Here is an 18,042-nt window from a genome sequence, read left to right as displayed (position 1 = left end):
GTTTATTTCCTATTGGTCGGCGTAAGGGCCTTTACCGCCATCGGCGATAAAGCGGTCAATGCGGGCTTCAAGAACCGGCAGGGGCACAGACCCCAGTTGCAGCACGGCATCGTGGAACTGGCGGATATCGAACTTGTCACCCAGCGCCGCCTCGGCCTTGTGACGGGCCTTCCAGATGGTCATTTCACCGATATAGTAGGAGAGGGCCTGGCCCGGTGTATTGATATAGCGGTCGGTCTCGGTGGTGATTTCATGCTCGGACAGGGCGGTATTGTCGCGCAGGAAAGCCAGGGCCTGATCTCGCGTCCAGCCCTTGGCGTGCATACCGGTATCGACCACAAGGCGGCAGGCGCGCCACATCTGATAGGTCAACATGCCGAAGTGTTCGTAAGGTGTATGGTATATGCCCATCTCGACGCCGAGCCGTTCCGAATAAAGCGCCCAGCCTTCGCCAAAGGCGGAAATATAGGTCGATTGGCGGAAATCAGGCAGATCCTTGTTTTCCAGCGCCAGAGGCATCTGCCAGGCATGGCCGGGCGCGCCTTCGTGCAGGACAAGCGCGGGCAGGGTATAGAGCGGGCGCGACGGCAGGTTGTAGGTGTTGAGGATCAGCACGCCGGGGCCGCCATTGCCGCCGGTGTTATAGGGCGCAATCGCGTCTGGCGTGGGGATGACGGCGAAGCGCATCCGCGGCATGCGGCCAAAATATTGCGCCGCCTTGCCGTCGAATTCCTTGGAGATCCAGGCGCCGCGATCGAGGAGGGCCTGCGGGGTGGTGACGTAAAACTGCGGATCGGTGCGGAGGAAATCGTTGAACTGCTGCAAGCTGCCCTTGAACCCAACCTCGTCCATGACCGCCTGCATCTCCACCTTGATCTTCGCCACCTCATCGAGGCCGATCTGGTGGATCTGGTCGGGCGTCATATCGAGCGTGACGTATTCGCGGATCAGCGACTGGTAATAGGCCTTGCCATCGGGCAGGTCGTAGGCGGCGATGGTCTTGCGCGCATGAGGGATATAGTCGGTGCGCAGGAAGGCCAAAAGGGTCTTGTGCGCAGGAATGACGCTCTGGCTGATGGCTTCGGCGCCCAGCTTTTTCAGTTCCGCCTGTTTGTCCGCCGGGATCGAGGCGGGCATGGCTAGGAACGGCGTATAGAAGACGGTCTGTTCCGGCGTCTTGTTCTCGAAGGCGATGGCCACGGATGAGTCGCGGCCTTGCAGCGAAATCTGTGATGGCGTGAAACCGCGCTTCAGGCCGGCGCGCAGATTGTCGATATTCTGACCGAAATAACGCGGCACGTCGTTGAGATAGGCGATATAGTTGCGATAGTCCTGCTCGGTGCGCATCGGCTTGCGCGCGGCGTAACTCAGGCCGCTCCAGAAGCCGAAGCGCATCTCGTAACCACGAAACTTTTGCTGCGCGGCCAGGGTTTCGATCTGGTTGTGGTAGACCGTATAATTGACCTGTTGGCCGGGCGAGAGGGATGTGGGATCGATTGTGTCCAGTTGTGCCAGGACGTTCGTCCAGTAAGCCAGCCTGGCGTCCTGAGCGGTTTTCGACACATCGGGGAAATGCGAGTGGATCACGTTTTCGCCGCTGTCGTCGTCATTGTCACCGGTCAGCGCCTTGCGCCACTTCCATTCGGCCTTCCAGAGAGTCTCGAAAGCGACGTCACCGGGCGAAGCGGCGACAGGAACCGTAGCGAAGGCGGGCATGGCGGGCGGCAGACCTATTCCGCAAGACAGGATTGTTCCAACCACAGCCGCTTTGAACAGGTGCCGCATTATACCGTCTCCCATGACAATTTTGTTGAACGTATACGGTATATTTTATTTTGACAATCCCGCCTTATAGGGTCTTTAATATAGATACCGGTAACATGCCGATGGGAATCACCGTGACGACAGACATAATATTTGTTCTGATAACAGCATGATCCTATTGCGCGACCAATTTGTACATTGTATACGATATAATGTTTAATGCGAAAATTCGTGGAGTAATGAGATGACAATCGATTGGCGTGGTGTATTTCCGGCCGTAACGACGCAATTCACCGAAGACCTTTCAATCGATTATGTCGATACGCAACGCGTCGTCGATGACCTGATCAAGGATGGCGTCACCGGCATCATCGCCATGGGCACCTGTGGCGAGAACAACTCCCTGACCGCTGAGGAAAAGCGCCTGCTGCTGGGGGCGATCATCGAAGTCGTCGCCGGGCGCGTGCCGGTCGTCACCGGGGTCTCCGAACTGACCACGCCCCTGGCCATCGCCTGGGCCAAGGATGCCGAAAAGCTTGGCGCTAATGGCCTGATGCTGTTGCCGGCGATGGTTTACGTGCCGAAGACCGCCGAACTGGTCGAGCACTTCACCCAGGTCGCCAACGCCACGACGCTGCCGATCATGCTGTACAACAACCCGACTGCCTATCGTGTCGCCATCACCAATGAAGCGCTCGAAGCCCTGCGCCCGGTGAAGAACATCGTCGCCGTCAAGGAATCGACCGCCGACACCCGCCGCTTCACCGATATGTATAACGCTTTCGGCGATCGCTATATCGTTTTCGCCGGTCTCGACGACGTGGCCTTTGAAGGCCTGCTGCTGGGCGCCCAAGGCTGGGTTTCCGGCCTGACCTCGGCCTTCCCGCAGGAATCCGTCATGCTGGTCAAGGCGCTGGAAGCCGGCGACATCGACACCGCCCGCGAGATCTACCGCTGGTTCCTGCCGCTGCTGCACCTCGACGCCGAGCACGATCTTGTCCAGTCGATCAAGCTGGCCGAGCAGATCATGGGCCGTGGTTCCGAACGCGTCCGGATGCCCCGCCTGCCGCTGACCGGCGCCCGCCGCGCCGAAGTCACGGCCATGGTCGAAAAGGCCGCCGCCACGCGCCCAAGCCTCAAGATCACCAAAGCCGCCTGAACCTAAAGACCATTTGCGTCCTGAGGGCGGTTCGCGGTAACGCGGGCCGCCCTTATTTGTCTGGAGAGACCCTTGCGCCACACCTTCTTCTGTATCGATGGCCATACGGCCGGCAACCCTGTCCGTCTCGTCGCGGGGGGCGCGCCTTTGCTCAAGGGCAGCAATATGTCCGAGCGCCGGCAGGATTTTCTGGAGCGTTTCGACTGGATTCGCACCGGGCTTTGCTTTGAACCGCGCGGCCACGATATGATGTCCGGCGGTTTCCTTTATCAGCCGACCCAGGCCGATACCGACGCCGGCATCCTGTTCATCGAGACCTCCGGTTGCCTGCCGATGTGCGGTCATGGCACCATCGGCATGGTGACCTTCGCGCTGGAAAATGGTCTCGTCACGCCACGCACCCCCGGCAAGCTAAAGCTGGAAGTGCCCGCCGGCGTGATCAATATCGATTATACCACGAGCGCCAACAAGGTGACGTCGGTGAAGATCACCAATGTGCCGTCATACCTGGCGCAGACCGGCATCGAGATCGACGTGCCGGACTTTGGCAAGCTGACGCTCGATGTCTCCTACGGCGGCAATTACTACGCCATTATCGAGCCGCAAGGCCCCTATACCGGCCTTGACGACCTGGGTGCGGCCCGCATCATCGAACTGAGCCGCGTTATCCGCCAACTGGTGCGTGACAAATATGAGCCGGTGCATCCGGTCGATCCGACCATCCGCGGCGTCAGCCATGTGCTGTGGGCCGACAAGCCGAAAAGCGACAATGCCGATGGCCGCAACGCCGTCTTCTACGGCGAACGCGCCATCGACCGCTCCCCTTGCGGCACCGGCACCTCGGCGCGCCTGGCGCATCTGCACGCCACCGGCCGCCTGAAAAAGGGCGACCGCTTCGTTCACGAAAGCTATATTTGCAGTCAGTTCATTGGCCGCGTTGAAGATGAAGTCATGCTGGGCGACCAGAAAGCCATCATTCCCTCGATCGAGGGATCGGCGATTGCGACCGGCTTCAACAATATCTGGATCGACCGCGAAGACACCTTCTGGGCCGGTTTCCAGGTCGTCTAACGCCTGCCCCGTGATGCGAACCGGGGCGCGTCACGGGTATCCATATCAATGCCAGCCTCATGAGGTTTCCATGGCCTATCCCGGTGTGACTCGACGTTTCAGTCTACAAATCCTGGCTGCGGGCGGTGTCGGCGCCCTGGCCAGCGGTGCGCAGGCTGCCGCCCTCAAAATGGGCGCGGCGCCGGTAGAGCTTCTGGTCACTTCCGCTGCGCCGGATATTGTGCGCCTGGCCCTCGTGTCGGCCGGTGGCGCAATGGCCGCCAATGATACAGGCGCCCTCGCGGACCGCGACTGGCCTCAACCGGAGGCGCGCCTGGCATCGACCGATGCGCATCGCTTAACCTGCGGCAATCTCGATGTGACAGTCTCCGGCGACCCGCTGGTCGTCGAGGTTAAACGCCGCGACGGCAGCCTGGTTCAGCGACTCACTTTCGAAAACGGTGGCCTGCGTTTCCAGCTTGGCGATGCGCCGGTGTTGGGCATGGGGCAGGGCGGACCCGGCTATGACCGCCGGAAGACCCTGCAAACCATGATCAGTGGTCAGGGCGGTTACCAACTCGATACCCACGGCGCGCGAGTGCCAGTGCCCTGGTTGATCGGCACCGAAGGCTGGGGTCTGTTTATCCACACACCGACCGGCGCCTTCAACCTGACCGGGGCGGAGGGCCGCTTTTTCCCGGATCAGCCCGGCCAGACGATTGATCTGTTTGTCGTCGGCGCCCGCGAACCGGCCGCCCTCATGACCGCCTATGCCGAGATCACCGGTTATGCCGAAATGCCGCCTTTGTGGTCGCTCGGTTATCAGCAGTCGCATCGTACCCTGGGCGAGCCATCCGAGATCGTCGCCGAGGCCAGGCGGTTCCGCGACGAGAAGATGCCATGCGACGCCATGATCTATCTCAGCACCGGCTTCTGCCCCAATGGCTGGAATACCTATAACGGCGAATTCACCTGGAACGACAAGGCCTTTCCTGATCCGGGGGCCACGATCGATCAGTTGCATGATCTCGATTTCAAGGTGGTGCTGCACGTCGTCGTCGAGGGCGAGACCATGACCGGCCGGGTGACCGATCCGTGCACCGCCGCGCCCCTGCCCAGCGGGCGGACGGCGGATGAAAAATGGCCGCCGAACCGCCAGGTCAGTTGTTACTGGCCGGTGCACAAGCCGCTGGTGGATATCGGCGTCGATGGCTGGTGGCCCGATCAAGGGGATGGCTTCGATGCCCCCTCGCGGCTGGCGCGCAACCGCATGTATTTCGAGGGCCAGCAGCTCTGGCGGCCCAATAAGCGCGTCTATGCCCTGCACCGCAATGGTTTTGCCGGGATGCAGCGCTTCAGCGCCTTCCTGTGGTCGGGCGATGTCGAAACGCGCTGGGAAACCCTGACGAACCATGTGCCGATCGCCATCAATACTTCTCTGAGCGGCCTGACCTACTGGGGCACCGATATCGGTGGCTTCGTCACGACCGAGGAATACAGCGGCGAACTTTATGCCCGCTGGTTCCAGTTCGCCGCCTTCAACCCGCTGTTCCGCTCGCATGGCCGCGACTGGCGGATGCACACCCCCTTCGGCTGGACGGATGGTAATCGCGGCTATCCCGAAACCAAGTGGAACCCGACACCGGAGCAGTTGCACGATCCGCGCATCGAGCCGATCTGCCGGCAATATCTCAACCTGCGCTACCAGTTGATGCCGTATCTCTACAGCGCCGTCGCCGAAGGCCACCGTACGGGGATGCCGATCATCCGCGCCCTGTGGCTGCATTATCCCGATGATGCCAAGGCCGTGGCGCGCGGCGATCAGTATCTCTATGGCCCCGATATCCTGGTGGCGCCGGTCACCGAAAAAGGCGCGACGGCCAAAAAGGTTTACCTGCCGAAAGGCCGCTGGTATGATTTCTGGACGGCGGAGGCGATGGATGGCGGCCGTGAGATCAGCCGCCTGGTCGATCTCGCCACCCTGCCGCTGTATGTGAAGGCGGGCGCCATCCTGCCGCTCGGTCCGGTCAAGCAGACGACCGGAGAGCACAGCGATGCGCCGGTGACCCTGCGCCTGCATCCCGGCGCCGATGGCAGCTTCACCCTCTATGAAGACGACGGCGAGACCTTCGATTTCCGCAACGGCGCTTACAGCCTGACCGCCTTCACCTGGAACGACGCCCGCCGCGAACTGAGGATCGCCGGCACCCACGGCGAAGTGGTGAAACGATCCTACACCATCGAGATAGCCGGATCGGATACCCGGCGGACTGTCGTTTTCGACGGCACAGCCGTAACCCTTACCGTTTAATGGAGCTTTCGATGAAAAGTCTCGTTCTTGCCCTGGCTTTGATGGCCGCCCCGCTGACGGTTGCCGCGCAAACACCGACGGTCTGGCCGACGCAGGAAGGCGATTATGTCGCCCATAATTTCCGCTTCGGTACGGGCGAAAGCCTGCCGGACGTAAAGCTGCATTACACCACGCTCGGCCAGCCGCATCGCAATGCGCAGGGCGAGATCGACAACGCCGTCATGGTGCTGCACGGCACCGGCGGCAGCGGCAAGCAATTTCTGACATCCTACTTCGCCGATGAACTTTACGGTCCCGGCCAGCCGCTCGATATCCGCAAATATTACATCATCCTGCCGGATAATATCGGCCACGGTGGTTCTTCCAAACCGTCGGACGGCCTGCACATGACATTCCCGAAATACGATTATGACGACATGATCGAAGGCCAGCGGCGGATGCTGACCGAAGGCCTGGGCGTCAAGCACCTGCGCCTGATTATCGGCACCTCGATGGGCTGTATGCACATCTTCGTCTGGGGGGAAAAGCATCCGGACTTTGCATCGGCGCTAATGCCGCTGGCCTGTGAGCCGGTGGAAATCGCCGGGCTGAACCGTATGTGGCGGCAGATGATCATCGACGGCATCGAGGCCGATCCGGCGTGGATGGGCGGCGAGTACAAAACCCAGCCGCTGCTCGGCCTGCGCACGGCGTCATCGGTTTCGGTTATCGCCGGCGCGGCGCCGCTGAACTTGCAGATGATCGCGCCGACGCGCGACCAGGCGATCAGGCTTGGCCGCGAACGCGTGGCGCGTGACATGGCCGGACGCGACGCTAATGACATGATTTATCAGTTCGATTCGTCGCGGAACTATAATCCGTGGGTGGATATCGAAAAGATCACGGTGCCGACTGTGTGGATCAATTCGGCGGACGACTTCATCAATCCGCGCAATTTCGATTTTCCGGCGCAGGTGGTGAAGCGCAATGCGAATATCCGCTTCCGGCTGATTCCGGAAACCACGCAGACCAATGGCCACGGCACCCATACCCGCGCCGTCAACTGGAAGGCCGATCTCGTTGACCTCTTGGAGCGGACCGGGCGCTAGTTCGCGCTCGGCACATCATAGGCCGAGACGTGATTGAGGGCGATGACCCAGTGACCATCGACCTTGCGGAACAGCCGCGTATTGACGCCTTCCAGCGCGTGCTGCGGCCGTTCGAGGTGGAAACGGCCGATCAGTTGCGCCGAATCCGGCCCCAGAATCTCGACCTTCATATCGTAGAAGTGCAGGGTGCCGCGCGTTTTCGGTGAGGCGCCGTAATCGCGCACATAGTGATCAAGCGTGCCCTGCCAGTCCGATTGAAAGCGCCCGCCGGAAACGAACACGACATCCGGATTTTTGAACCCCGCCATGTAGCCCTTGAAGTCGCCTGTATTCCACGCCGTTTCCATATCGGCGACCACAATCAGGATGGCTTGGGTATCGGCATCCGTGGAGGACTGCGCTTTGGCCGGCGGAATGAAGGCAAGGCCGAGAGCTAAGACAAGGCTCAGGATCAAGGTTTTCATGAGGATCTCCGGTTGACAGTTCAGGTGCCAGTACATCATATCGTATAAAGTATATACATGGAGGGCGAGGGATGTCTGCAACAAATCTGCTTCTGGTCGGTTGCGGCAATATGGGCGGCGCCATGCTGGCCGGCTGGCTGAGTCAGGGGCATGATCCACACACGATCACAGTGATCGACCCGAAAAAGCCGGATGCCGATGGGGTGCAGTGGTTTGCAGAATTGCCCGCAGACCTGCCACCGCCTGATGTTGCTGTCCTGGCGGTCAAGCCGCAGATGCTGGCGGCGATAGCCCCACGGCTGAACCCGCTGATCAGCGTGGAGACGGTTGTATTGTCGGTGCTGGCCGCTGTCGAATTCGCCACCCTGCGCCAACGCCTGCCGCGTGCCGGAACGATCGTGCGCGCCGTGCCGAACCTGCCGGCGTCGATCGGGCAGGGGATCACGGCGTTGGCCGGTGACCGATTGACCCAAGCGGCGCGAAACGTGGCTACCACCCTCTGCGAACCATTAGGACTGGTCGCATGGATGGAAAGCGAGGCGCACCTTGATGCCGCGACGCCGGTTTCTGGTTGCGGTCCGGCCTTTCTGTTCCGCTTTACGGATGCTGTCTGCCGCGCGGCGCAGGCACAGGGTCTGCCGGAAGATCAGGCCCGGCGGCTGATGGGCCAGACAATGATCGGCGCAGGCGCCATGTTGCTGCAATCAACTGAAAGTCCCGGCCAAATGGCGTCGCGCGTGGCCAGCCCTGGTGGTGTCACCTTGGCCGGACTGGGGGTGCTCGATCAGGATGATGCGCTGGTCAAACTGATGGCGGCGACCCTGGAAGCCGCCGCCCGGCACAATGCCGAAATGGCGCAGGCCACGCGCTAGTCGAGCAGGGCCAGAATGTCCTTATAGAGTGCGGTCGGGATGCTGACCGTGCCGTTGGCCTCGCTGCGGGTGCGGGCTTCATAACGGCGTTGCGACGGCAGGCGGGCGCCCTGATCGACGATCGCCTCGAACAGCTTTTCGGCGCGGGCGCTGTGCAGATCGGCCGATGGCCCCATGAAGACCTGCGGATCAATGGCGATGACCAGTTCGCCGTGATAGGGCGTGGCACCGGCGCCATTGTCAAACGCCTGCGATTCCAGGCTGAGCAGATCGCCGATCAGCGGACCAGCCATCAGTTCGATCATGGCCGACAGCGCCGAGCCCTTGTGGCCGCCAAAGGTCAGCATGGCGCCGGCCATCGCTTCGGTCGGATCAGTGGTCGGCTGGCCCTCGGTATCGACCGCCCAGCCTTGGGGAATCGGCTTGCCGGCGCGGCGGTGCAGTTCGATTTCGCCGCGCGCCGCGGCACTGGTGGCGAAGTCGAAAACAAACGGATTCTGCCCCGGACGTGGCCAGGCGAAGGCCAGCGGATTGGTGCCGAAGACGCCTTTGGTGCCACCAAAGGGCGCCACCCAGCTATGGCTTGGTGTCAGGGCAAGCCCGACCAGCCCTTGCGCGGCGATGGCCTCGACCTCCGGCCACAGGGCCGAGAAGTGGTAGCAGTGATTGATGGCCAGGGCGGCGATACCTTGCTTGCGCGCCTTTTCCGCCAGGACCGGCAGGCCGGTTTCAAACGACAGCAGAGAATAGGCGCCTTTCGCATCGACGCGTACCAGACCGGGGGCGGCGTCATGCACTTCCGGCAGGGCGTCGGGCGATACCTTGCCGCCTTTCAGGGTGTGGGTGCAGACCAGCAGGCGATAAAGCCCGTGCGAATGGCACTCATCACGCTGGCCCTTCCAGATATTGCGTGCGATCGCGCCGGCATGTTCAGGTGAGAAGCCGTTCTTTTCCAGAACGGTGAGGCTTAAGGCGAGGGCCTCGTCCAGGGATAAGGTCTGTTGGGTCATATCTATTTTACTCTCAGCAGCACCGCGCCATGTTTCGGCACGGCATAGGAATAGCCTTCATCGGCGTGGTGATCGCTGTGCGCCCACAGATCGCGGACGGTCTCCCCCTTCACGTCGATATCGGCCCATTTGCCGCTGATCAGGGTGGTTGTGTCACCGCGATTGAACAGGCCGACCGCTACGGAACCATCGGCCAGTTTTTTAGTCCAGACCTCGATCGCGCCGTCCTTCTTTGCCGGCAGTCCCTGCGCGCCGAGCGTATCCTGATCGATAGCGATGACCTCTTTATTGGTCAGCAGCGACAGGGTTTCCGGCGTCATGTGGCGGACATCATTGCCCAGTAACAGCGGCGCCGAGAGCATGGCCCACAGCGACATGTGCGTGCGGTATTCGTCCTGGGTCATGCCGCCATTGCCGATTTCGAGCATGTCGGGGTCGTTCCAGCCGTTAGGGCCGGTGTGGTTGGCGACGCCGTTCTTGTCGAAGCCGATCCTGGCCATGACGTCGTAATTGTCTTCGATATCGCCGGTGGTGCGCCACAGATGGCCCCCGACCTGGCGTCCCCATGAACCGACATCGAAACGGCCGTATTCGCATAGGGAGTAGACGATATCGCGGTCTGTGGCGTTGAGCGCCTCGCCCATCTCCTGATAGGTGGCATAGACGGTCTCGGCCGTCGAGTAGAAGGATTCACCGGAGCACAGGTCGTATTTCAGATAGTCGATACCCCAGGCGGCGAAGGTGTCGGCGTCCTGTTTGATATGGCCGTAGGAGCCGTTATAGCCGGCGCAGGTTTTCGGTCCGGGCGAGGAGTAGATGCCGAGTTTCAGCCCGCGCGCATGGACGTAATCGGCGAGCGCCTTCATGTCGGGAAAATTCTTGTTGGGATGGAGCACGCCCTGGGCGTCGCGCTCGCCCTGCCAGCCGTCATCGATATTGACATAGATATATCCGGCATCGCGCAGGCCCGAAGAGACCAGCGCGTCGGCCGTCTCGCGGATGGTCTGGTCGCTGATATCGGTGGCGAACTTGTTCCACGAACTCCAGCCCATCGGCGGGGTGGCGGCCAAAGGCTTCTGTGTCACCACACGCTTTTCCGGCAAGGGGTAGGTGGCGAAATCGAGCGCCTTCAGTTCCGCGCGCTTGCCCTTGTGGGCGGTCAGGTCGAAATCCTGATACCACACCTTGCCGGTCATGCGGACCGATTTGCCGTCGGGCTTGACCACGATATCGCTCATGGTGACGCGCGGATTGCCGTTATAGAGCTTGAATACGAGATTATCGCCATCGGTGTGCAGGTCGGTCAGCGGCAGGTCGCCGTACCATTTCGACGTTACCTTGCCGGAAAGCTGGCCCTTCTTTTCCTCGATGACCAGCCGCGTGAAGCCCGGATAGTCGGGCGATGAATCGAACACCCAACCGCCTTTCGGCACTTCCGCCACTGCCGTTTGAGCGAGCAGCAAACCGCTCAAAATGGTGGTCATCAACAGTTTGCGCATAACGGGAATCCCTGAATTAACGGCTTGTCCGGCCATCGGTATATAGTATACATCATGACGGGTATCACAGGAATGGCAAGAGGGCAGGATGAAAATGCGGACGCAAACGGGACTTTTGACGCTCGGCCTGGCCATTTTTGCGACGAGCGCCACGGCTGCGCCGACCGTGGCCGATTACCAGCGCTCACTCAATCTGCGCGACGACTGGTCGGGCCTGACGGAGAATATCGCCGAGCCGGCGCAGTGGATCGAGGGCACGCACCGCTTCATCTATCGCAAGACCGTGCCGGGCGGTTTTCAGTTTGTCATGATGGACGCCGACACCAAGCAGAAGTCACCGGCTTTCGATCAGGACCGGCTGGCGGTGGCGCTCGGCAAGGCTTTGGGCCAGACCTATAACGGCCTGCATCTGCCGTTCACCGCGCCGATGACCACGGTGACTTTCACCGATGGTGGCAAGGGGCTGGTGGCCTATCTCGATGAGGACAATGCCTGGACCTGCACCCTCACGGATTATGTCTGCGCCCATGTGCGGGAAGGTACGGGCCAGCCGCGTGGTTTCGGCGTGGTGCGCGACCTGACTATCCCGGCCGACAATAGCCCGAAGCCCTCGCCGGATGGCAAATGGCTGGCCTTCGTTCAGGGCTTCAATATCGTGGTGCAGCCTGCCACAGGCGGCGTGGTGACCGTTCTCAGCACCGATGGCTCCGAGGGCGAGTTCTATGATCCGCAGTCGATCGTCTGGTCACCCGATTCGCAAAAACTGGCCGCCTATCGTGTGCGCCCCGGCTTCGTTCGTCGCGTGACACGGGTGGTGTCCTCGCCCGAAGGTGAGGTCGAGCCGAAGCTGGCCACGCAGCTTTACCCGAAACCCGGTGATGCCGTCGATATCGACCGGCCGGTGCTGTTTGATGTCAGCGCCAGGCGCCAGGTCAATGTTCCGTTCGACCTGTTCCCCAATCCCTACACCATGTCGGATATCAACTGGCGGGCGGATTCCTCGGCCATCACCTTTGAATATGACCAGCGCGGCCACCAGGCCTACCGCCTGATCGAGGCCAGCGCCAAGACCGGCGCGCCGCGTATCGTCGCCGAGGACCACGCCGCTACCTTCGTCAACATAGAGCGGCGCTACAGCCATGATATCGGCGGGCTAGGCAAGGAACTGATCTGGATGTCGGAACGCGATGGCTGGAACCATCTTTACCTCTATGACCAGACGACCGGGAAGGTGAAAAACCAGATCACCAAAGGCGACTGGATCGTGCGCAAGGTGCTGAAGGTCGATGACAAGACACGCCAAATCTGGTTTGCCGCCAGCGGCATGTATGTCGGTAAGGACCCGTACTTCCAGCACGTCTTCCGCGTCGATTTCGACGGCAAGCACCTGACGCCGATCACCGCGGCCGACGCCTGGCATGACGTCTCCTTCTCCAGCGACATGGCCTACTATGTCGATACCTGGTCGCGCATCGATCTGCCCAATGTGGCCGAACTGCACAGCGCCGACGGCAAGCTGGTCACCGAGGTCGAGCACGGTGATATCACCAAACTGACCACCGCCGGTTTCAAGGCGCCGGAGGTCTTCACTGCCAAGGGCCGCGACGGCAAGAGCGATATCTGGGGCATCATCGTCCGGCCACGCAATTTTGATCCGAGCAAGAAATATCCAGTGATCGAAAACATCTATGCCGGTCCGCATGACAATTTCGTGCCCAAGACCTTCTGGCCGTTCGGCCTCCATTCGGGCGGCGACAAGGTGGTCGGGATGCAGGCCCAGGCCGATCTCGGTTTCATCGTGGTGCAGATCGACGGCATGGGCACGATGAACCGCTCGAAGGCCTTCCACGACGTGGCCTGGAAGAATGTCGGCGATTCCGGCTTCCCCGACCGCATCCTGTGGCACAAGGCGGCCGCCGCTAAATATCCGTGGTACGACATCAGCCGCGTCGGTATCTATGGCGGTTCGGCCGGGGGGCAAAGTTCGCTGGGCGCGCTGGAATTCCATCCAGACTTTTACAAGGCGGCGGTCGCCTATGCCGGCTGCTATGACAACCGCATGGATAAGATCAGCTGGAACGAGGAATGGATGGGCTGGCCGGTCGATGACTCGTACAGCAAATCCTCCGGCATTGATAATGCTTGGCGGCTACAGGGCCATATCCTGATGATCGTCGGCGAACAGGACAGCAATGTCGATCCGTCCTCGACGATGCAGGTGGTGAATGCCCTGATCAAGGCGCGCAAGGACTTCGACCTGATCGTGGCGCCGAACCAGGGCCACGGCGCCTTGCGCAATGTTGGCGATTTCGGTTATGGCCTGCGCCGCCAGTACGACTACTTCGTGCGCTATTTGCAGGGCGAGCCGACACCTGACTGGAATGCCCTGCCGGAAACGTCGCCAAAAGCGCCATGATCTGTCACAAAATCGTATAATTTATATTTGACGGACTATTGGATAGGTGTTTTACATTATCCCGGTCGGTCGCCGCGCTTCCCTGTGCTGCGATCGACATTCCTTTTTTTTGATCGAAAGCCTGTTATGACTCTTCGTACCGCCTCCGCCTTCCGCCGCTGTTCGAGCCTGCTGGTTCTGGCTACAGCCTTGACGATGAGCGGTCTGGCCCTGCCGGTCATGGCGGAAACCGCTACGGCGGCGCAGCCGTGGAACAGCGCCGAGGCGCAGGTCCAGGTTTTCGATACGCCGGACTTCATGCTGTCTCTGCAACAGACCTCGCAGACCCTGGTGTCGCTGGCCCCGAAAGCGGCGAAGGATGGCTTCGACTTCGCGCCGTCAAACCGTTTTACCCAGCGTCTGGGTGACGGCGCCTATCGCGTCGGCGATCTCGACCTGCGTGTTCGCGCTGTCGGCAGTGAAACGTGGAGCGACTATTCGACGGCCTTCAAACGCGCCAAGGTGACACCACTTAAGGTCAAGGGCACGCTCGCCGCCGCCGATATCACGCCTTCTCTGGGCGCCGGTTTCCCGCTGAAAGTGACGCGCACCTGGTCTGTCGTCGCCGGCAAGCTGGTCCTGCGCTACACCCTGACCAATCCCGGTAAGACGGCGATCGAAATCGGTGGCCTGGGCCTGCCGATGGTGTTCGACAATATCATTACCGGCCGTCATCTCGACGACGCCCACGAAACCGCGTCCTTTTACGACCCCTATGTTGGCAAGGATGCCGGCTATCTCCAGGTCAATCGCCTGAATGGCGCCGGTCCGTCGTTGCTGGTCCTGCCGGAAAAGAACACGCCGTTCGAGCTGTACAAGCCGATCCTCAACGAACGCAATCCGGACAAGTCGCTGAAGATCTACAACGATCCCGAACAGCGCAACATGACCTTTGAGGGCTTTTACGACTGGATGGTAGCCTCGAAGGGCTTTGCCGATACTGATTGGAAGGGCGTTCAGCAGTGGAATGATCCGACATCTCTGGTGCTGAAAGCCGGTGAGAGCCGGACCATCGGCGTGCGCTTCGTGCTTTCGCCGTCGATTCGTGAAATCGAAACGACCCTGATGCAGAACGGCCGGCCGGTTGTCGTCGGCCTGCCGGGCTATGTCGTGCCGACCGACATGAATGCCGAGCTATTCGTCCATTCGGCGCAGGCGGTGAAGTCGGTCAGCATCTACCCTGAGGGCGCGCTGGCGGTTGGTGCGTCGCAAAAGGCGAAAGATGGCTGGGTGAAATACGCCGTCACCGGCAAAATCGATGGCCGTGCGCGCATGACCCTCACCTACGCCGATAACTCGGTCCAGACCGTGCACTATCTCGTCACCAAACCGGAACAGCAGGTGGTCGCCGATATGGGGCATTTCCTGACGACGAAGCAGTGGTACGAAAACCCGTCCGATCCTTTCAAGCGCAGCCCGTCGATCATGGGCTATGACCGCGACGAGAACAAGATCATCACCCAGGACAACCGAGTCTGGATTTCAGGCCTGAGCGACGAGGGCGGGGCCGGTTCGTGGCTGGCCACCATCATGAAGCAACTCGATAATCCGGTGCCGGAAGAGGTCGCCAAGTTCGAGCAGTTCGCCGACACCACCTTGTGGGGCCAAATTCAGGTGCCCGATGGCGCTGACAAGTATGGCGTGCGCAAGTCGGTGATGTTCTATGATCCGAAGACCATGCCGGAAGGCACCTACGATCCGAAACTGAAGTGGGATAGCTGGTCGGCCTGGGATCGCGAAGGCGCCGCCGATCTCGGCCGCTCCTACAACTATCCGCACGTCGCCGCCGCCTGGTGGACGCTCTATCGTCTTGGCCGCTATCATGACGGCCTGACGACCAAGGAAACCTGGCAGACCTACCTGACCCGCGCCGCTGAAACCACCAAGGCGATGATGACCAAGGCGCCTTACTACACCCAGTTTGGCCAGATGGAAGGCGATGTCTTCGTCTATATTCTCGAAGACCTGAAGCGCGAAGGCTACACCACTGAGGCCACCGAGATCGAGACGATGATGAAGGGCCGCGCCGACATCTGGAAGACGCTGAAATATCCGTTCGGCTCGGAAATGCCGTGGGATTCGACCGGCCAGGCCGAGGTCTATATGTGGTCGCGCTATTTCGGTGACGACAAGGCCGCCGATACCACGCGCGAAGTCATCCTCGCTTACGATCCGACGATCCCGCACTGGGGCTTTAACGGTTCGGCGCGTCGCTTCTGGGACTTCCTCTATGCCGGCAAGTCGTCGCGCATCGAGCGCCAGCTTCACCATTATGGTTCGTCGCTCAACGCCGTGCCGCTGTTTGACGCCTACCGCATTAATCCGGCGGACTTCCAACTCCTGCGCGTCGCTTACGGCGGCCTGATGGGGTCGCTGACCAATATCGATTCCGAAGGCTTCGGTTCGGCCGCTTTCCATTCCTTCCCCGACGCCATGCACTGGGATGGCATGAACGGCGATTACGGCATGAGTTTCTTCGGCCATGCCGTCAGCGCCGCATCCTATCTGGTCGATCATCCGACCTTTGGCTGGGCCGGCTTCGGCGGCAATGTCAGCGAGGCGAACGGCCTGATCACCCTCCAGCCGAAGGACAGCGCCCGCGCGCGTATCTTCATCGCGCCGGCGGGCCTGTGGCTCACCCTCGATGCCGGCAAGTTTACCGCTGTTGCCTATGACCCGAAAGCGGGCCTGGTGACGGTGTCGCTGGCGCCGGCGGAGGCTCATACGCCGAAAGCCTATCTCAACGTCAAGACCACGACGGCCACCGGTAAGACCTACACCGCGAATGCGCCGATCGAAGGTGCCGCCTATGCTATCCAACTCGGTGCAAATGCAACCACTCTTGAGTTGACGCCAAAAGCCAACTAACACTCATCAGGCCACGATCTATCCGGATCGTGGCCAATTATATTTTTGGGAAACACTTATGGGATTATTCGGACCGCTAAAGCCGCTCAACCGGGTGGAAGCCGACGGCAAGGCGCTGGCCAAGACACTGAGCTGGCCCCACCTGATGGCGCTGGGGATCGGCGGCATCATCGGCACCGGCATCTATACCCTGACCGGCGTCGGCGCCGGTCTGGCCGGGCCGGGCGTCATCCTCTCCTTCGCCATCTGCGGACTGGTCTGCGCCTGTGCGGCCCTGGCCTATACCGAAATGGCGACCATGATCCCGACGGCGGGTTCGGCCTATACCTATACCTACTCGGCCATTGGCGAAGTCGCCGGCTGGGTTGTCGGCTGGGCCTTGATCCTCGAATATTCGCTTGCCTGCTCCAGCGTCGCGGTCGGCTGGTCGGCCCACCTCGTCGGCTGGCTGGAACAGGGGATGGGCCTGCACCTGCCGGCCTTCCTGCTCAACGCGCCCCATGCGGGCGGGCTGGTCAACCTGCCGGCGGTCGGCGTGGCCCTGGCGGTCATGGGACTGCTGTTGCTCGGCACGCGTGAAAGCGCCACCGTCAATATCATACTGGTGCTGGTCAAGATCGTGGCGCTGGGCGCCTTCATCTTCCTCGGACTGCCGGCGATTCAGGCGGGCAACTACGATCCGTTCGCGCCTTTCGGCTTCATTGGTCAGCAAATGGGCGGCGAAAAAGTCGGCATCATGGCCGCCGCCGCGATTGTCTTCTTCGCCTTCTTTGGCTTCGACGCCGTATCGACCTCAGCGGAAGAAACCAAGAAACCCGGCCGTGACCTGACCATTGGCATCCTCGGCTCGATGGGCGTTTCGACCCTCATCTATATGCTGGTTGCGGCGGTGGCCGTCGGCGTAGCGCCTTTCCAGGAAATCGCCAACAGCGCCGAACCTCTGCCGCACATCCTGCGCAGCATCGGCTACCCGCTCATGGCCGGACTGGTCGGCATGGCGGCGATCGTGGCCCTGCCGTCGGTTATTCTTGTCATGATGTATGGCCAGAGCCGTATCTTCTTCGTCATGGCGCGCGACGGTCTGCTGCCGGCCGCTGTCGCCAAGGTCAACTCCAAGGGGGCACCGGCCCTGATCACACTGCTGACCGGCATTTTCGTCGCCATCTTCGCCGGGTTTGTGCCGCTGAAAGAAATTGCGGCTCTATCCAATGCCGGCACACTGATCGCCTTTATAGCCGTGGCATTGTCCATGATTATCCTGCGCAAAAAGATGCCGCACGCGGAGCGGACCTTCAAGACGCCACTGTACTGGCTTGTCGGTCTGGTCGCTATCAGCGGCTGCGCCTTCATCTTCTACAGCCTGCCGATCCAAAGCCAGCTTTTCACCCTGATCTGGATGGTCATCGGCCTTGTAGTCTACTTCTCTTACGGACGCTGGAACAGCCGGTTACGCAAGGAAGCCGAGGCTGAAGCTGCCGAATAAAATAAAAGGCCCCGGAGCA

Annotated in this window: 12 protein-coding genes; 8 read left to right on the top strand and 4 right to left on the bottom strand. The window is 60.9% G+C overall.

Translation table 11 applies throughout. The features are described from left to right. Window positions 1-9 precede the first annotated feature (9 nt). Entirely contained in the window at window positions 10-1,785 is a 1,776-nt protein-coding gene (locus VL130_RS09680; protein WP_325362663.1) for a DUF885 domain-containing protein, read from the bottom strand. A 223-nt stretch (window positions 1,786-2,008) separates the two neighbouring features. On the opposite strand from VL130_RS09680, the gene VL130_RS09675 reads away from it, so the two are divergent. From VL130_RS09675 to VL130_RS09660, 4 genes are all read left to right on the top strand, one after another. Further along, the gene (locus VL130_RS09675; protein ID WP_325362662.1) at window positions 2,009-2,923 is read left to right on the top strand and encodes a dihydrodipicolinate synthase family protein; all 915 of its coding nucleotides are present in this window, start codon (window positions 2,009-2,011) and stop codon (window positions 2,921-2,923) included. Between the two features lie 72 nt (window positions 2,924-2,995). Further along, complete coding sequence (locus VL130_RS09670) at window positions 2,996-3,994, top strand: 4-hydroxyproline epimerase (RefSeq protein WP_325362660.1); 999 nt, start codon at window positions 2,996-2,998, stop codon at window positions 3,992-3,994. Window positions 3,995-4,064: 70 nt separating this feature from the next. After that, the gene (locus VL130_RS09665) at window positions 4,065-6,284 is read left to right on the top strand and encodes a TIM-barrel domain-containing protein (protein ID WP_325362659.1); all 2,220 of its coding nucleotides are present in this window, start codon (window positions 4,065-4,067) and stop codon (window positions 6,282-6,284) included. Between the two features lie 11 nt (window positions 6,285-6,295). Beyond that, window positions 6,296-7,372 carry an alpha/beta fold hydrolase gene (locus tag VL130_RS09660; RefSeq protein ID WP_325362658.1) on the top strand — a complete coding sequence of 359 codons (1,077 nt, stop codon included), beginning with the start codon at window positions 6,296-6,298 and terminating at the stop codon, window positions 7,370-7,372. Here VL130_RS09660 and VL130_RS09655 read toward each other — a convergent pair. Then, window positions 7,369-7,836: a nuclear transport factor 2 family protein gene (locus tag VL130_RS09655; RefSeq protein WP_325362657.1), complete on the bottom strand. Its 468-nt coding sequence runs from the start codon at window positions 7,834-7,836 to the stop codon at window positions 7,369-7,371. The two genes, VL130_RS09660 and VL130_RS09655, sit on opposite strands and share 4 nt — an antisense overlap. 71 nt (window positions 7,837-7,907) lie before the next feature. Here VL130_RS09655 and proC point away from each other — a divergent pair, with 71 nt between their 5' ends. Continuing rightward, complete coding sequence (gene proC, locus VL130_RS09650) at window positions 7,908-8,708, top strand: pyrroline-5-carboxylate reductase (protein WP_325362655.1); 801 nt, start codon at window positions 7,908-7,910, stop codon at window positions 8,706-8,708. On the opposite strand, the gene VL130_RS09645 is transcribed toward proC, so the two are convergent. Both VL130_RS09645 and VL130_RS09640 read right to left on the bottom strand, forming a co-directional pair. After that, complete coding sequence (locus VL130_RS09645) at window positions 8,705-9,718, bottom strand: Ldh family oxidoreductase (protein WP_325362654.1); 1,014 nt, start codon at window positions 9,716-9,718, stop codon at window positions 8,705-8,707. The two genes, proC and VL130_RS09645, sit on opposite strands and share 4 nt — an antisense overlap. Window positions 9,719-9,720: 2 nt before the next feature. Continuing rightward, window positions 9,721-11,217 carry a glycoside hydrolase family 27 protein gene (locus VL130_RS09640; protein ID WP_325362653.1) on the bottom strand — a complete coding sequence of 499 codons (1,497 nt, stop codon included), beginning with the start codon at window positions 11,215-11,217 and terminating at the stop codon, window positions 9,721-9,723. Window positions 11,218-11,305: 88 nt separating this feature from the next. Here VL130_RS09640 and VL130_RS09635 point away from each other — a divergent pair, with 88 nt between their 5' ends. The 3 genes from VL130_RS09635 to VL130_RS09625 all read left to right on the top strand — a co-directional run bounded on the left by VL130_RS09635 (window position 11,306) and on the right by VL130_RS09625 (window position 18,023). Next, a complete protein-coding gene (locus VL130_RS09635; RefSeq protein WP_325362652.1) occupies window positions 11,306-13,633 on the top strand; it encodes a S9 family peptidase in 2,328 nt (775 codons plus the stop codon). Window positions 13,634-13,759: 126 nt separating this feature from the next. Further along, on the top strand, window positions 13,760-16,540 hold the full coding sequence (locus VL130_RS09630) for a DUF5695 domain-containing protein (protein WP_325362651.1): 2,781 nt from the start codon (window positions 13,760-13,762) through the stop codon (window positions 16,538-16,540). 58 nt (window positions 16,541-16,598) lie between these two features. Next, a complete protein-coding gene (locus tag VL130_RS09625; RefSeq protein WP_325362650.1) occupies window positions 16,599-18,023 on the top strand; it encodes an amino acid permease in 1,425 nt (474 codons plus the stop codon). The last annotated feature ends 19 nt before the right edge of the window (window positions 18,024-18,042 follow it).

It is taken from the genome of Asticcacaulis sp., assembly GCF_035497195.1.
GTDB lineage: Bacteria > Pseudomonadota > Alphaproteobacteria > Caulobacterales > Caulobacteraceae > Asticcacaulis.
Note: the sequence above shows the minus strand (reverse complement) of the source record. Positions and strands in the feature narration are given on the sequence as shown.

What these genes read in the sequence shown, in the direction of transcription:
- VL130_RS09680 (WP_325362663.1), bottom strand. Translation starts at nt 1,785, where the DNA reads ATGCGGCACCTGTTCAAAGCGGCTGTGGTTGGAACAATCCTGTCTTGC.
- VL130_RS09675 (WP_325362662.1), top strand. Translation starts at nt 2,009, where the DNA reads ATGACAATCGATTGGCGTGGTGTATTTCCGGCCGTAACGACGCAATTC.
- VL130_RS09665 (WP_325362659.1), top strand. Translation starts at nt 4,065, where the DNA reads ATGGCCTATCCCGGTGTGACTCGACGTTTCAGTCTACAAATCCTGGCT.
- VL130_RS09660 (WP_325362658.1), top strand. Translation starts at nt 6,296, where the DNA reads ATGAAAAGTCTCGTTCTTGCCCTGGCTTTGATGGCCGCCCCGCTGACG.
- VL130_RS09655 (WP_325362657.1), bottom strand. Translation starts at nt 7,836, where the DNA reads ATGAAAACCTTGATCCTGAGCCTTGTCTTAGCTCTCGGCCTTGCCTTC.
- proC (WP_325362655.1), top strand. Translation starts at nt 7,908, where the DNA reads ATGTCTGCAACAAATCTGCTTCTGGTCGGTTGCGGCAATATGGGCGGC.
- VL130_RS09645 (WP_325362654.1), bottom strand. Translation starts at nt 9,718, where the DNA reads ATGACCCAACAGACCTTATCCCTGGACGAGGCCCTCGCCTTAAGCCTC.
- VL130_RS09640 (WP_325362653.1), bottom strand. Translation starts at nt 11,217, where the DNA reads ATGCGCAAACTGTTGATGACCACCATTTTGAGCGGTTTGCTGCTCGCT.
- VL130_RS09635 (WP_325362652.1), top strand. Translation starts at nt 11,306, where the DNA reads ATGAAAATGCGGACGCAAACGGGACTTTTGACGCTCGGCCTGGCCATT.
- VL130_RS09630 (WP_325362651.1), top strand. Translation starts at nt 13,760, where the DNA reads ATGACTCTTCGTACCGCCTCCGCCTTCCGCCGCTGTTCGAGCCTGCTG.
- VL130_RS09625 (WP_325362650.1), top strand. Translation starts at nt 16,599, where the DNA reads ATGGGATTATTCGGACCGCTAAAGCCGCTCAACCGGGTGGAAGCCGAC.